At 63.4% G+C, this 14,166-nt stretch carries 16 protein-coding genes; 3 read left to right on the top strand and 13 right to left on the bottom strand.

Features of this window, described 5'->3' with window-relative positions; translation table 11 throughout:
• Window positions 1-23 precede the first annotated feature (23 nt).
• Complete coding sequence (locus Atep_RS11445; protein WP_213378643.1) at window positions 24-1,604, top strand: GAF domain-containing protein; 1,581 nt, start codon at window positions 24-26, stop codon at window positions 1,602-1,604.
• Here Atep_RS11445 and Atep_RS11440 read toward each other — a convergent pair.
• The 3 genes from Atep_RS11440 to Atep_RS11430 are packed head-to-tail and all read right to left on the bottom strand — an operon-like array spanning window position 1,601 to window position 3,869.
• A complete protein-coding gene (locus Atep_RS11440) occupies window positions 1,601-2,221 on the bottom strand; it encodes a V-type ATP synthase subunit D (protein ID WP_213378642.1) in 621 nt (206 codons plus the stop codon). The genes Atep_RS11445 and Atep_RS11440 overlap by 4 nt on opposite strands.
• Window positions 2,206-2,490 (bottom strand): YkgJ family cysteine cluster protein, encoded by a 285-nt coding sequence (locus Atep_RS11435; RefSeq protein ID WP_213378641.1) that lies wholly within the window; start codon window positions 2,488-2,490, stop codon window positions 2,206-2,208. The genes Atep_RS11440 and Atep_RS11435 overlap by 16 nt, the downstream gene beginning before the upstream one ends.
• Window positions 2,487-3,869 carry a V-type ATP synthase subunit B gene (locus Atep_RS11430; protein WP_213378640.1) on the bottom strand — a complete coding sequence of 461 codons (1,383 nt, stop codon included), beginning with the start codon at window positions 3,867-3,869 and terminating at the stop codon, window positions 2,487-2,489. Before Atep_RS11430 ends, Atep_RS11435 begins: the two co-directional genes overlap by 4 nt.
• Window positions 3,870-4,026: 157 nt before the next feature.
• On the opposite strand from Atep_RS11430, the gene Atep_RS11425 reads away from it, so the two are divergent.
• Together Atep_RS11425 and Atep_RS11420 are read left to right on the top strand one after the other, a co-directional pair.
• Complete coding sequence (locus Atep_RS11425; RefSeq protein ID WP_213378639.1) at window positions 4,027-4,275, top strand: type II toxin-antitoxin system Phd/YefM family antitoxin; 249 nt, start codon at window positions 4,027-4,029, stop codon at window positions 4,273-4,275.
• The gene (locus Atep_RS11420) at window positions 4,265-4,561 is read left to right on the top strand and encodes a type II toxin-antitoxin system RelE family toxin (RefSeq protein WP_213378638.1); all 297 of its coding nucleotides are present in this window, start codon (window positions 4,265-4,267) and stop codon (window positions 4,559-4,561) included. Before Atep_RS11425 ends, Atep_RS11420 begins: the two co-directional genes overlap by 11 nt.
• Window positions 4,562-4,617: 56 nt before the next feature.
• Here the strand turns inward: Atep_RS11420 and Atep_RS11415 are convergent, their stop codons facing one another.
• The 10 genes from Atep_RS11415 to Atep_RS11370 form a co-directional block, all read right to left on the bottom strand.
• Window positions 4,618-5,094 carry a Uma2 family endonuclease gene (locus tag Atep_RS11415; protein WP_213378637.1) on the bottom strand — a complete coding sequence of 159 codons (477 nt, stop codon included), beginning with the start codon at window positions 5,092-5,094 and terminating at the stop codon, window positions 4,618-4,620.
• 117 nt (window positions 5,095-5,211) lie between these two features.
• Window positions 5,212-5,487 carry a DUF2442 domain-containing protein gene (locus Atep_RS11410; RefSeq protein ID WP_213378636.1) on the bottom strand — a complete coding sequence of 92 codons (276 nt, stop codon included), beginning with the start codon at window positions 5,485-5,487 and terminating at the stop codon, window positions 5,212-5,214.
• A 513-nt stretch (window positions 5,488-6,000) separates the two neighbouring features.
• Window positions 6,001-7,797, bottom strand: a complete 1,797-nt coding sequence (locus Atep_RS11405; protein WP_213378635.1) for a V-type ATP synthase subunit A — start codon at window positions 7,795-7,797, stop codon at window positions 6,001-6,003.
• Between the two features lie 29 nt (window positions 7,798-7,826).
• On the bottom strand, window positions 7,827-8,474 hold the full coding sequence (locus Atep_RS11400; protein WP_213378634.1) for a V-type ATP synthase subunit E: 648 nt from the start codon (window positions 8,472-8,474) through the stop codon (window positions 7,827-7,829).
• Window positions 8,471-8,845 carry a V-type ATP synthase subunit F gene (locus tag Atep_RS11395; RefSeq protein ID WP_213378633.1) on the bottom strand — a complete coding sequence of 125 codons (375 nt, stop codon included), beginning with the start codon at window positions 8,843-8,845 and terminating at the stop codon, window positions 8,471-8,473. Before Atep_RS11395 ends, Atep_RS11400 begins: the two co-directional genes overlap by 4 nt.
• Window positions 8,846-8,857: 12 nt before the next feature.
• The gene (locus tag Atep_RS11390; protein WP_213378632.1) at window positions 8,858-9,310 is read right to left on the bottom strand and encodes an ATP synthase subunit C; all 453 of its coding nucleotides are present in this window, start codon (window positions 9,308-9,310) and stop codon (window positions 8,858-8,860) included.
• 63 nt (window positions 9,311-9,373) lie between these two features.
• Window positions 9,374-11,248 (bottom strand): V-type ATP synthase subunit I, encoded by a 1,875-nt coding sequence (locus Atep_RS11385; RefSeq protein WP_213381617.1) that lies wholly within the window; start codon window positions 11,246-11,248, stop codon window positions 9,374-9,376.
• A gap of 168 nt (window positions 11,249-11,416) precedes the next feature.
• A complete protein-coding gene (locus Atep_RS11380; RefSeq protein WP_213378631.1) occupies window positions 11,417-12,463 on the bottom strand; it encodes a V0D/AC39 family V-type ATPase subunit in 1,047 nt (348 codons plus the stop codon).
• 30 nt (window positions 12,464-12,493) lie between these two features.
• A complete protein-coding gene (locus tag Atep_RS11375) occupies window positions 12,494-12,811 on the bottom strand; it encodes an ATPase (RefSeq protein ID WP_213378630.1) in 318 nt (105 codons plus the stop codon).
• Between the two features lie 131 nt (window positions 12,812-12,942).
• Window positions 12,943-14,079: a glycosyltransferase family 2 protein gene (locus Atep_RS11370; protein WP_213378629.1), complete on the bottom strand. Its 1,137-nt coding sequence runs from the start codon at window positions 14,077-14,079 to the stop codon at window positions 12,943-12,945.
• Window positions 14,080-14,166: the final 87 nt, after the last annotated feature.

Here is a 14,166-nt window from a genome sequence, read left to right as displayed (position 1 = left end):
CCAAATACCCCCGAGCACAGATCATGAGCGAATCCCTAGCCCCGGGCTTCCTGGCCGAATGCGAGCGCGAGCAGCTTCATCGCGTGCAGTCTATCCAACCTTGGGGTTGTCTGCTAGGCGGTCGGACGGGGGATCCGCTCGTTCGTTTCGCGAGCGCCAATCTGGAGTCCTGGACCGGCTGGTCGCCTGAATCGGTCCTTGGTCGGGTGCTCACCGAACGGCTGCCGGACTTTCCGCCCAAGACCGAGCCGGCCGACATCGCCGGCGCGCCCGACGCCTGGATGCGCGCCAGTGCCGGCAAGCGTCTCTATCCGGATCTGCTGTCGGGTCCGCAAGGCCGACTCGATGGTCTGCTCTCCTGCAACGAACACAACTGGCTGCTGGAGCTGGAACTCGCCTTGCCCGCCGCCCAGTATGGCGAAGCCTACCGGCCCGTGCCGCACCGGCTCTACCGGATGCCCTATTCCGAGCGCGACTGGGCGAGCCATTGCCGGTATCTGGCCGACGAGATGCGCGCGGCGACCGGCTTCGAACGGGTCATGATCTACCGTTTTCGTGACGACGGCTGCGGCGAGGTCATCTCGGAGAGTCTGGTGGAGGGCCTGCCGCCCTATCTGGGCCTGAGGTATCCGGCTTCAGACATCCCCCAGATCGCGCGCAATCTCTACCGGCTCAACTCGCATCGTCAGATCCCCGATATCCACACGACCAACGTCCCGATCCTGAGCCTCGACCCCGGCGAGATCGCCGATCTCTCGCTCTCGGATCTGCGCGCCGTCTCGCCGGTGCATCTGGAATATCTCCGGAACATGGGCGTCACCGCCTCGATTTCGTTCTCCATCCTGATCGCCGGCGAGCTGTGGGGACTGATCGCCTGCCATCATTCCGAGCCGCGTCGGCTGCCGCTACCGGTGCGTCTGCGCTGCGCCGAGATGACCCAGGTGTTCACGCTCGCCATCTCCGGCTATCAGAGCACACGGCGGCTGATGGATCTCAACGAGAGCGATCAGGAGATCCTGGCCCTGCTCTCGGCGCTACGGCTCTCGGAGGACGAGCGCGATCTGATCATGGAGATGAAGGACGGACAGGCCAATCTGGTCGACAGGACGCTCGGCCAGGCGCTGTTGTCGCTGGCACGCGCCACGGGCGCGGCGCTCGTCGACGATCACACCATCGTGACCTTCGGCCAGACGCCGGCGTCCTCCGACATCCGCGCCCTGGTCGATTGGCTGCGCGAGACGGTGCCCGACCCGATCTTCGCCACCGACCGGCTCTCATCGCTGTTCCCGGAATCCATGCACTATGCCGAGCAAGCCAGCGGCTTGCTGGCGGTGCGCGTCGACGGCTATCGCGAGACCGGCGACCGCTGGTTCCTGTGGTGGCGTCCCGAGCAGCCGCACACCGTCTACTGGGCCGGCGACCCGCGCAAGAGCGCGCTCTTCGACGAACAGCGTCAGGTGCTCTCGCCGCGTTCATCCTTCGCGCGCTGGATCGAGACCACGGCGCGCCAGTCCGAGCCCTGGACCGAGGCCGATCTGCTACGCGCCAAGAAGTTCAGGAGCCTGGTGCTGCACGACATCAACGCCCGTTTCCTGGGGCGTTAGCGCGTCTGCCCGCGCAACAGCTTGACCTGGAACAGCGTATTGCGCTCCTCCTCCTCCAGCGAGGACTGGATGAAGCGGATGGTGCGGTGATAGCGTGGGATGATGTTGTACTTGAGCGCATTGACCCGCTTCCGGGCCTTGCGCTGTTCTTCGAGCAGACGATGGAGCGCGGTCTCGACCTCCGAGAGCCGCGCGAGCTGCACGGCGGCCTCGGCCAGATGGTCGCGCGTGGTGTCGAAGCTCACGTCCGTCCCCAGCAATCCGACCGGCTTGAGCGGCAGACGCTCGCTCGTGACCGCCGGATACTCCACCCCGAGCGCCCGTCGCGGCAGGATGTCGACCTGTAGGGCCGGCTCCACGCCGAGCGAGGCCTGACGGATGGCGCGGCTGCCCATGCGCAGATGGGTGATGGCCAGACACTGGTACGCCTCGGTCAGCGCGCGTTCGGACTCGGCGCGCAGACGGCGATATTCGCCGATGCGTTCATAGACCAGGCGCGTGAGCAGCTCGCGCTTGCGCTCCAGCAGGTCGTGGCCGTCCTCCAGGAACCGGACCTGCTTCTTGAGCTTGAGCAGGGTGTTCTTGGTCGGCGGAACCTTGATCAACTGTTGTGCCATGCGGCCTCCCGCTCGGCGAGACAGTCGGGGCCACCCATCTCGAACTCGCGGCACAGCAGCGGGCGTTGCTCATAGATGCGGCAGAGCAGGCTGTCGCGGTCGAGCGCCGCGCACCAGCCATCGTCCAGACGCTCCATGACGACCGCGCCCCAGGCATCGCGCGCGGTGAAGTGGCGCGGCACTCCGGTCTCGGTCAGACACACGACTTCGAGCTTGCAGCAGGCCGCCGCGCAGTCGTCGCAGGTGACGGCGGGGGAGGGCGCGTTCATGCCGCGCTCTCCCGGTAGTACTTGGCCAGATCGGTCTCCTTGAGGCGCGTGAGCATGTCGCGCGGGAAGGTGCTCATCAGATCCCAGGCCAGATTGAGCGTGGCTTCGATCGAGCGGTCCTCGTTCTCGCCCTGGCCGACGAAGCGCTGGTCGAAGGCGTCGGCGAAGGTCAGATAGAGCCGGTCGCGCTCGGAAAGTTCATCGGCGCCGATGATCGAGGCCAGATTGCGCGTCTCCTGCGCACGCGCATAGAGCGCATAGAGCTGGGCGGCCACACGCGGATGGTCCTCGCGGGTGTCGTCCTTGCCGATGCCGTCCTTCATCAATCGAGACAGACTCGGTAAAATGTTCACCGGCGGATAGACGCCCTGGTTGTGCAGCTCGCGCGAGAGCACGATCTGGCCCTCGGTGATATAGCCGGTCAGGTCCGGGATCGGGTGGGTGATGTCGTCGGAGGGCATGGACACCACAGGCATCATGGTGATCGAGCCGTGGCGCTCGTGGATGCGTCCGCAGCGCTCGTAGAGCTCGGCCAGGTCGGAATACAGATAGCCCGGATAGCCCTTACGCGCCGGCACGTCGCCCTTGGCCGTGGCCACCTCGCGCAGGGCCTCGGCATAGTTGGTCATGTCGGTGAGCACCACCAGCACATGACGGTCGAGGTCGTAGGCCAGATATTCGGCGGCGGTGAGCGCGGTGCGCGGCAGGGTCAGGCGCTCGACCGGCGGGTCGTCGGCCAGATTGACGAACATCACCACATTGCGCAGTACGCCCGAGTTGGCGAACTCGTCGCGGAAGAACTTGGCGTCGGCGTAGGAGACGCCCATGGCGGCGAAGACGATCGAGAAGCTGGCGGACTCGTCGACCAGCTTGGCCTGACGCACGATCTGGGCCGCGAGCCGGTTGTGCGGCAGACCCGAGCCGGAGAAGATCGGCAGTTTCTGGCCGCGCACCAGTGAGTTGAGACCGTCGATGGTCGAGATGCCGGTCTGGATGAACTCGCGCGGGTAGGTGCGCGCGGCCGGGTTGATGGCCGAGCCGCCGACCGGACGGCGGATGGCCGAGAGGATCGGCGGGCGTCCGTCGCGCGGTTCGCCCAGGCCGTTGAGTTCGCGGCCGAGGATCTCGGGTGAGAGCGCGATCTCGATCGGCTCGTCGAGGAAGCGGACCCAGGTGTTCTCCAGGTCCAGATCCTCGGTGCCCTCGAAGACCAAGATCAGCACCTCGTCATCGGCGGCGCGGATGACTTGGCCGTTGCGGACGTGGCCGGCGTGGTCCTTGATGCGGACCCGGTCGCCGAAAGCGACATTGGGGGTGTGTCTGACCACCAGCAAGCCGCCTCGGGCCTCGACGGCGGTGCGGTATTCCTTGATGCTCATGAGCTTTGGATCTCGACCTCTAGACGCTTGGGCAATTGGTCATGCCGAATGCCGGGTATCGATAAGGCGTTGAACGGGAGACGGCGGTCATCACCTTTACGAGACCATTTGAAAGACCTACAATCTGGTTTCATTGGCTGTTATCTGGATAAATATCATGACATATCAAGTGCTTACAGAAATCGCGGCCAGTATATCCGAACTCAAGGCCAATCCAATGAAGGTAGTTTCCAGTGGGCAGGGTATGCCGATCGCCGTTCTGAACCGTAATGAACCCGCTTTTTACTGTGTGCCCGCCGCCGCTTACGAAGCCATGATGGAACTGATCGATGATGTCGAACTGTTGAAAATCGTCAAAGAGCGCCTGGATGAGCCAGCTGTCAAGGTGACACTCGATGACCTATGAACTGGAATTCAAAAAGTCCGCGCTCAAGGAATGGCAAAATTTAGGCCACACCGTAAAAGAGCAATTCAAGAAAAAACTCAAAGAACGACTTGAAAATCCTCATGTTCCTGCGGCGGCTCTGTCGGGTGCCAAGAACATCTACAAGATCAAACTCCGCCGACTCGGTTATCGGTTGGTTTACTACGTCGAGGATAAGGTTGTCACTGTGACAGTTGTCGCAGTCGGCAAACGTGATCGCAATGAAATTTACGACATTGCGCTTTCTCGGCTGCGCGAACAATCTTGAATCACGCCGCTTGTTCAGTTTGTTGCAATTGATTCATGTGATTTGTTGTTGTCTGATCAGACGCGAATATGTGTTGGAAATCCAGGGACAATCCCAGATTCCGCGATTTCGCCTTCATGACAGAAAAATCTCACCAGCCCTTCGCTATCACAAATCCACACTTCCAGAGCGCCCTTGGCAAGATAGAGTTCGATTTTCTCGTTCATCTCTCTGTCGGTGTTGCTGGGCGATCGAACCTCGATGCACAGCTCAGGGGCTTTCGGGTAAGGCGTCTCGAATCCAAATTTTTCGATGAACTGAGATGACGCCCAGCATACATCCGCTACTTTGACGTTCTTGGATGTTTGGATGCTCGTCTCAACCAGGATGTCGCCGTCGTCGATCTTTTTTGCCAGTTCCATGACGAGTCGGGATTGCAAGTAACCATGCAGGTTCGACGCCGGACTCATGACGATATTGCCGTCCTCGTTGAGTTCGATTTTATATGGAAGCTCTTTGAGTACAGGGTCTTGCAAAACCTGGCTCCATTCCATGCCATCCTCCTCATGTCATATTTACTAGAATCGTAGGATGCGGTGAGCTTGCAAAGTACATCTTTCGCGATCGATGCGGTTTGTAGAAAATAGAGGTCTGCCCCCTATTTTGTTTCATTATGCCGCCTCTTTCATTTCGCAAAGCTCATAAAGACGTGCCGGAGATAACTCCAATCCATTGGGCCATCCGAGAGCGCCCATGTCGATGAAGCAACGTTTGATATAGGTTTCTGATGCGAGCGGTTCGAGCAAGGGGCCGCTCCGACTAGAGCAATAAGCCCATACGTTAAAAATCCCTCTCATGCCATCGGAAAAAATCAATTCCAGGCATCCGTCTCCCAAATAGTTTGCCTCAAGAATTTTAATCACGATCAGCCCCCTGGATGCGTTCAATCGACTTTTATCGTGCCTTCTCCACAGCATTCATCACATTGAGCAAATGGGTTCTCATGAAGAGTATCATAGCCTGAGCCTCCGCATTCGGGACAAGGCACTTCAACATCTTCCCCACGCCCATGGCATAATGAACAAATAATTTCCTGATTAGTTACGAAGCTCAGCACTGCGGTGCGAGAACTCTCAGGCCAAGTTTTTGTTTTCTCTTGCCCGGTCAATCTCTGACCACCTAAGCGCGGCCTCCAAGTCAGCGCAGACGACCAGCGTACCTGGCACAAACTCAGATGGCTGAAAATAATTTCATAAAAACAATGAATTACAGTGAGCGTGAATGTGCTGAGCTTCGTAACTAATCAGGAATAATTTTAGTCATGTGTATCCTCCAATTTGCTTTAGTCGTTAGCTGGAAAATCCCAAGCCTAACAGTGTATTTAGATTGCAATGGAACGCTAAGCTTTCTAGACTGAAAGCAGTCTAGGTCGCGCAAATTTAGCCTCCAAGCGAAAAATTCTAAACAGCCCCCCCCTGCTTCGCATACTCAATCCGTATCGCCTCCATCGCCTGATCGACCTCCTGCCGAAACGCCTGAATCTGCTCCAACTGCTCACTCGAATACATCGACTTGATCCGCCGCATCTTGGCCAGCAACGGCAGACGCTGCAATTCGGTCACCGGCACCCCGAGCTTGACCAACGCCTCACCCCGTTTATAGATCGTAATCGCCAGATCCAGCAACGCATACTGCTTCGCCGGCGAGCAAAAGGTATCGATCTCATCCAGCGCACTCTGCTGCAACACCCCCTCCTTGATCAACGACGCCCCCTCCAACTCCCACCGCTGCGCATCCGACAACGCCTCAGGCCCCACCAGATTCACGATCCGCGACAACTCCGCATCCCGCGCCAGCAACGCCAATGCCGCCCCGCGCCGCTTCTCCCAATCCGGATCGATCTCCTTGTGCCACCACTCGGCCGCCGTCTTCACATGCCCCGAAAAGCTCGTCACCCAATCGATCGACGGATAATGCCGCGCATCCGCCAACTCCTTCGACAACGCCCAAAACGTCTCGATGATGTCCTTGGTATGACTCGTCACCGGCTCCGAGAAGTCCCCTCCCGGCGGCGACACCGCCCCGATCAAGGTCACAGAACCCGACCCCGCCCCAAAGGTCTCCACCCGACCCGCACGCTCATAGACCGCCGCCAACCGCGACGCCAGATACGCCGGATAGCCTTCCTCCACCGGCATCTGCCCCAGCCGCCCCGAGACCTCGCGCAACGCCTCGGCCCAGCGACTGGTCGAATCCGCCAGCATCACCACGTCATAGCCCATGTCACGGTAATACTCCGCCATCGTGATCCCGACATAGACCGACGCCTCGCGCGCCACCACCGGCATGTTCGACGTATTCGCCACCAGCAGCGTCCGCTCCATCAGCTTGCGCCCGGAGTAGGGATCGTCCAGCTCCGGGAAGGTCTCCAACACATCGACCAGCTCATTGCCGCGCTCGCCACAGCCGACATAGATCACGATGTCCGCATTCGACCAGCGCGCGATCTGCTGCTGAACCACGGTCTTGCCCGCCCCGAACGGACCCGGCACCGCGCCCTTGCCCCCCTTGAGCTGAGGGAAAAACGTATCGATCACCCGCTGCCCGGTAATCAGCGGCGACACGCCATCATCGCGTTTCAGATACGGACGCGGCTTACGCACCGGCCAGCGCTGATACAGGCTGAGCCGATGACTCACGCCCCGATGATCGCGCACCCGCGCAATATTCGACTCGATATCGTACTCACCCGCCGGCGCGATCTCCTCCAGCTCGCCCTCGACGCCGGGCGGCACCAGAATCCGATGCTCGATGGTCAGCGTCTCCTGCACCCGCCCGAGCACCGTCCCCGGCCCGACCTTGGCCCCAGGCTCCAGCTCCGCATTCGGCTCGAACACCCAGAGCTTGGTGCGATCGAGCGCCGGCACGCTCAGACCACGCCGGATGTAATCCCCCGACTGGAGCGCCAGCTTGGTCAGCGGACGCTGCACCCCGTCGAAGATGCCGCCCAGCAGCCCCGGCCCCAGCTCGACCGACAGCGGCCGGCCCAGCCCCACCACCGGCTCCCCCGGCCGCACCCCATCGGTCGACTCATAGGTCTGGACCACCGCCCGCTCGCCGTTGAGCGAGAGGATCTCGCCATAGAGCCCGAGTTCGCCGATCTTGACCTGCTCGCCGCTACGCGCGCCCGGAAGCTCGATGGTAACGATGGGACCGTTGATGTCGCGGATGACGCCGATCTTGTTGGTTTCGCTCATGGTCGTGATCTTCGCTGTCTCGCTCTGGCTCATCCGATGAAGAGGTTGCCGGTATCGAAGCCGCCGGGCAGCAGACGCTCCAGGATCGTCTGCCGGATACGCGGGCGCAGACGTTCGAGCCGGCCCTCGAAGGTGTGGTCGACGCGGATGCGTCCATCGGCGCTCGTCACCAGCACGCCGCCGAGCGTATGGAGCGCCTCGGGCGCGGGCACGAGCGTGGCCGTCTTGTCATGGGGCAGGGCGGCGATGACCGTATCCCAGTTCATGAACAGCCGGCGCTGATCATGCGCATTGGCGGCGACCTGGATCTCGGGCGACTCGATGACCCCAGCCGCCTCGACGATCAGACTCAGCAACCAGGCATCATAGGTCACCTGATCCTCGATGAAGGCCCGCATCCGCTCGGCCAGCCGCCGCTCGACGCCGAGCACCAGATTCCAGCGCGTGCGGTCGAGATGGGTCTGCATCTTGAGTTCGCTCGCCTGCACCCGCTGGCGGAACGTCCGCTCGGCCAGGGCCTTGGCGATGCCTTCCTCGCGTGCCTCGCGCAGACGCAGACGCTCGGCGGCCTCGCGCAGAATGCTGTCACGGCTGCGCGCGGCACGCTCGCGGTACTCGGACGCGAGCCGTTCGGCGCGCGCCAGGATGGCGCGTTCGAGTTCTTCGACCTGATTCACGATGACTCTCGCTCGCCGCTCGGGGCGGTCTCCAGGGTCGCGGTTCCAAAGAGCGAGGCCAGCCGCTGGGCGACCTCGCTGGTCAGACGGGGTTGCGCGCCGAGCGCGGGGACGGCGATCACCACGATGCGTCCGCCCTCCTGCCGCACCCGATGCAGGTTCGGGATCTGTTGCGCCATGAGCGCGTCGTCGACGATGACCAGGGCCTTGGCCCGATCACGGCGCAGATCGCGCAGCAGCCGGTCGGCGTCCTCCGGGGTCGGATTCGGATGGGTCTCGAAACCGATCAGCCGGAAGCCGTCGGCGAGCGTCTCCTCGCCGAGGAACAGCAGGCGGGTCGGATGGTCCAGGTCCGGCGCGTGCTCGGTCATGGTCGGCGTCGCTCAGAGCTTGTTGAGCAGCAGGATCGAGATGACCAGACCATAGATCGCGATACCCTCGGCCAGACCCAGATAGATCAGCGTGCGCCCGAGGTTCTCGGGCTTCTCGGTGATGGCCGCCAGCGAGGCCGCGCCGATCGGACCCACGGCGATGCCGGCGCCGATGGTCGAGAGTCCGGTCGGGATGCCGACGCCGATCATGGCCAGACCCAGGCCGACCGACATCTCCTTGAGTCCCTCGGCGGCGGCCCCGGTCTCGGGCGAGGCCAGGGCGTCGCTGACGCCGAGCGCCAGCAGCGCAATCTGGGCGCCGACGAAGACCGCCAGTTGCGAACCGAGTAGCGGCCGGAACCAGGAGCGGATGGCGCTCACGGTCTGCGGGCGCTGATCGAGCAGGAACCCGGCGACGATCAGGCCGAGAATGGCGAATGACATGAGTGCGACGAGCCAGAGCATGGACGAATCCCCTAGTGTTTGAAGTCCGGTTTAAGGTGTTCGGTAAGCGGGCGAAGGCCCCGATCAGGCCGGTCCGCGCCCGAACCGGATCGGCCTGAAGGCGTGGCCATCCCCCGAGAAATAGCGTGAAAAGCCCTCGTAATACTGCAAGCGCATCACCTGGATCATGACGATGCCGCCCTCCAGCACCAGCACGAAGACATTGCCCAGGACGACCGTCACCAAATGGCCGAAGGTGCCCATCATGTCGGCCAGGGTGAAGACGGCGATCGAGAGCGCGACATGGTTGAGACTGAAGGCCGCCACGCGCAGGAACGACAGGGTGTTGGAGACATAGCCGATCAGGGTCTCCAGGGTCTCGATGACGACCACCAGGATCTTCTCGCCCACGGGTGCCTGCTGATGCAGCCAACTGTGCCAGGCCAGGGCCGCCAGACTCCCCGCCACCAGCAGCGCGGGCACCGTGCCGAACCCCGTGCCGTCGGCCAGTCCGGCGCCACCGGCGATCAGCGCCAGATAGAACACCAGATTGACCACGCCGTGATGTCCGAACAGCGCCTCGCGCCACTGCCCGACCGCCCAGCGGTTGTAGATCGCCAGCAGACAGGCGACGACGATGAAGAACACGCCCCAGATCAGCGCCAGACGCAGCATCAGCAGCGGATCGCTGAGCGGATTCATCCACAGCGCCGGCAGGACGTGCTCATAGCCGAAGAGACTGCCATAGAGAAAGCCGAACAGGACCGATGACCCGCCGGCCATGAGTCCGAACGGCCAGAAGCGTCCGAACCTGTCGCGCAGCGTCCAGGCGGCGAGCGCGATCACCGCGCCCTGGCCGACGTCGCCGAACATGCTTCCGAACATGATCAGGAAGGTCAGGGCGAACAGCGGCGTCGGGTCGACCTCACCATAGGACGGGATGCCGTACTGATTGACCAGCAGCGCGAAGGGCGCCAGTAGCCGGCTCTTGACCGGCACCGTGGGCACCAGCGGGCGTTCCTCGGGCAAGGGGTCGCGTATGCTCAGGTCATAGGTTCCGGCCAGGGCGGCATCGAGACGCTCCCGTAAGGCCGCGACGGTGTGCGCCGGCACCCAGCCGGCCAGATGGGTCAGATGGCCGCAACTGCGCAGCGATTCGTCCAGGCTGACCAACGGATCGGCCAGTTGCAGGGTGCGCTGGGCCTCGCGCAAGGGCTCGTGGTAGCGCTCCGACCAGCGTTGCAGGGTCTCGGTGAGCTGAGCGCGCTCCTCGGCGATCGCGGCCAACCGCCGCTCGAAGTCGCGTTGCAGTTCGGTCGGCTCGCGGTCGAGTCCTTCCGGGATGGGGATGGCCTGGAACCCGGCGGCGGCGAGCACCGAAGCGAGACCGGCGTCCTTGGCGTCGGCCGGACCGACGATGACCACATGGGTATTGTCGCCGCGCTCCAGATAGACGTGCAGGATGTATCCGGCCAGCGCCACGGCACCTTCGAGTTGACGCAGATTCTCGCGCGGCACCAGACCGACATGGATGTTCAGAAACCGGGTCTTGGCGCGCAGCATCCCGAGATCGATGTTGAGATGACTGAAGTTCTCCAGCGCCGCCTGCTGCTCGTGGATCAGGTGCCGCTCGTCGTCGAGCTGCCGGAAGTCTTCCTCATAGCTGGAGGTTTCGTCCCACAGCCGCCCGAGCCAGTCGTTGAGCCGCGCCAGCTCGGCCTGATCGATCACCCGCGCCGGTTCGAGGCTCGTCGCCGGCTCGAAGGGGATGAGACGCGCGATCTTGTCGAGTCGCGCCCGGGCCTGGGTGTGGATCTCGTGGAAGGTACGGCCGGGCAGGGTGGCGAAACGCTCGCTCTCGGGTTCGCGCCGGTCGGGATGGAAGCACTGGGTCTCGGCGAGCGCCAGCGAGGCGCGCGGCAGGTCGTCGGTCAGGACCAGCAGACGAACATGCTTCATCGGCGTGGGTTTGAGCGTCGACACCCACGGATGGACATGCTGATGCAGCGGCTTGGACCGCAGCAGCGCCAGCCATGCAAGGGCACGCTGCTTCAACGGTTCAGGCTTCAACAGCGCCGGCCACGAACGGATGCGCTTCATCGACAGGTGTTTCGACAGCCGCATAGGTCAGTTCCCCGGCACGCCCGGCTCGATCTGCGCGAGCGCATGTTGGATGATCCGGTCGTCGAATCCGAGCAGACGCCCCTGGATCACGGCGAACAGACGCAATAGATCGGCCTCGCGCAGCATCAGATAGGCCAGTGCGCGCGCCACGGCCGAGGGACTGCGCGCCAGCACCAGGCGGATCTCGTCGAGGCTGTGACGCGCCAGTCGCGGCTGGATCTCGGCGATCGAGCGGCAATCGGCGCAGCGCGTGCGCAGCGGTTCGGGCAGCGCCTCCAGCACCTGCTCGAAACCGTCGAGATCGACCAGATGCAGCAGACGCTCGCGCGTGAGCAGCCGCATCGAGGGCACCAGCCAGTAATAGGTCTCGGACGGCGACAGCCCGTAGGTGAAGCGGAAACGCAGCATCCAGAGTAGCCCGATGCGGTCGAGTTCGGCCGAGATCAGCCGTCGCAGCCACTGGCGATGCGGCTCGTCGAAGACCTGGACGCGCCGCACCAGACCGATGAAATAGCGCTGATCGATCGTCGCCTCCAGGGCGAAGGGTTCGCGCTGCTGCTCGTAGACCTCGCGCGCCTGACGGGCGATCTGACGTTGCGGCCCGGCCTCCAGTTGGCGCAGGAGTTCGAGGACGTTCTCGGCGCCGAAGAGTTCCTTGTCGGCCAGCCGGATATGGGCCGGCAGTTCGAAGAGGTTGTCGTTGATCTCGCGCCGGTCGAGGTCGTGGAGCTTGCCGCGGATCAGGGTCTTGAGGTTGTAGAGGGCGTATTTGCGGCCCCAGTCGAGCATCAGGGCGCGCTCGTTGGCGTTCATGGGACGCGTGAGCACCAGCAGTTCCGAGAGCAGGAGCTGGAAGAGACTCTGTTCGACGGCGCGGCGGCGCGCCGCCGGTACGGCCTGATCGTCGAGCAGGGCGGCGAGTCCGAATTCTTCGACCAGCGCCGACAGCGGCAGATGGGCCAGACGCTCGACCAGACTCGGCGCGAACAGCCGCGCGGCCATCACCGAGACACGGGTGTTGAGATAGGCTTGATCGGCGACCTGACTCATTGGATGGACTCCGCGCTGTCCGGGCCGGGTCTAGTGTTCAAGACCGATCAGGATCTGGAAGGCGGCTTCCAGCGCCTCGGATTCGCGCTGCTCGGCCTGATCGCGCAACTGGACGTGACGCTCGTCATAACGGCGGCGCAGTTCGGCGATGTTCTGCTCGGCGCGCTCCTCGGCCTTGGCGATGAAGGTCCGGTGCAGCTCTGGGATGCGCGCGGTGAAACGCTCGTTCTCGGCCTTGGCATCGGCCATGGCCTGCTGGATGAGACTGTCCTGCTCGGCCTCGGCCTGCTGGGCGAGCCGTTCGGCGCGCATCTCGGCATCGAGCAAGCGTTTGAGTGTATCGTCCATCGCCGTCACCCCAGGGTGTTTCGAGCCTGTCGAACGGTCCGCGACTCAGGGGGCGCGGACTGGCCAATGGGGCTTAAGCTTAACCCCTTCGGGTCTCGGCCGCTAGCGACATCCGCCCCATCGATCCAGGCTCAGATCGGGTTGGCTGGTCGCTTCCAGGTATAGACGGCGGTGACGGCATAGTTCCATACCGCGCCGACCAGGATGCCGGCCAGCGCCGACAGCACCCAGCCCGACTGTCCGCTCCGGAACAGATAATCGGCGATGCCGACATTGGCCAGCGCGCCCAGACTACAGGCCAGTACGAAACTGAACCAACCCCAGAGCAGTTGACGGCCGCGCAGACGCATGTCGCGATAGGTCAGGATGTTGTTGAGGAAGAAGTTGCTGGTCATGGCCACCAGGGTCGCCGTGGCCTGTCCGGCCAGGAAGGCATTTTCACCGAAGATCCGCAGGATCGGCCAGAGCACGCTCAGGTGCACCAGCACGCCGAAGGCGCCGATCAGCGAGAAGGCGATGAAGCGTAGCGGGATCAGGGGACCGATCAGTTTCTGGGTCAGCATCAGCAGGTATTCCCACAGGACCCCGTTATCGAGCTTGCTGTGGCCGGCCTGGCGCCGGCGGAAGCTGAAGGGCAGTTCGCGAAAACGCAGGGGCGTCTCGGCGGCGGAGAAGATGTCGAGCAGGATCTTGAAGCCGACGCCGGTCAGACGCCGCACGCAGCCGTGGATGACGCGCTCGCGCACCATGAAGAAGCCGCTCATGGGGTCGCTGAGTTCGGCGCGGATCAGGATCTGGCCGAGTCGGGTCGCCAGTCGGCTCATGCCCTGGCGTCGCGCGCTCCAGTCGCCGACGTCGCCGCCCGCGACATAGCGGCTGCCGACGACGATGTCCAGATCCTCGTCGCGGATGGCCTGGAGCATCCGGGGCAGCAGGGTCTCGTCGTGCTGGAGGTCGCCGTCCATCACGGCCAGATAGGGCGCCGTGGTCGAGAGCATTCCCTCGATGCAGGCCGAGGAGAGTCCGCGCCGGCCGATGCGCTGGATCACCCGGATGCGCGGATCCCGGCGCGCCAGTTCTCGTGCGCGTTCGGCGGTGCCGTCGGGCGAGTCGTCGTCGACGAAGATCAGTTCCCAGTCGATCCCGTCGAGCACGGCCGCGACCCGGCGCGCGACCTCGGCGACCGAGTCGACCTCCTTGTAGGTCGGCACGATGACGGCCAGTTCGGGCGGGCGGTGGTCAGTGGTTGGGGTCGAGCGATCGGACATCGGGTGCAACCTTGGTGTGGTCCGGTGGACAATGGGTGCCGGCAGGCGGCGCGCCGGCGCGCCATTCTATAACCGACGACGCTTTCA

It is taken from the genome of Allochromatium tepidum (assembly GCF_018409545.1).
Classification (GTDB): Bacteria; Pseudomonadota; Gammaproteobacteria; order Chromatiales; family Chromatiaceae; genus Thermochromatium; species Thermochromatium tepidum_A.
This window is presented reverse-complemented; position numbering and strand designations above follow the sequence as displayed.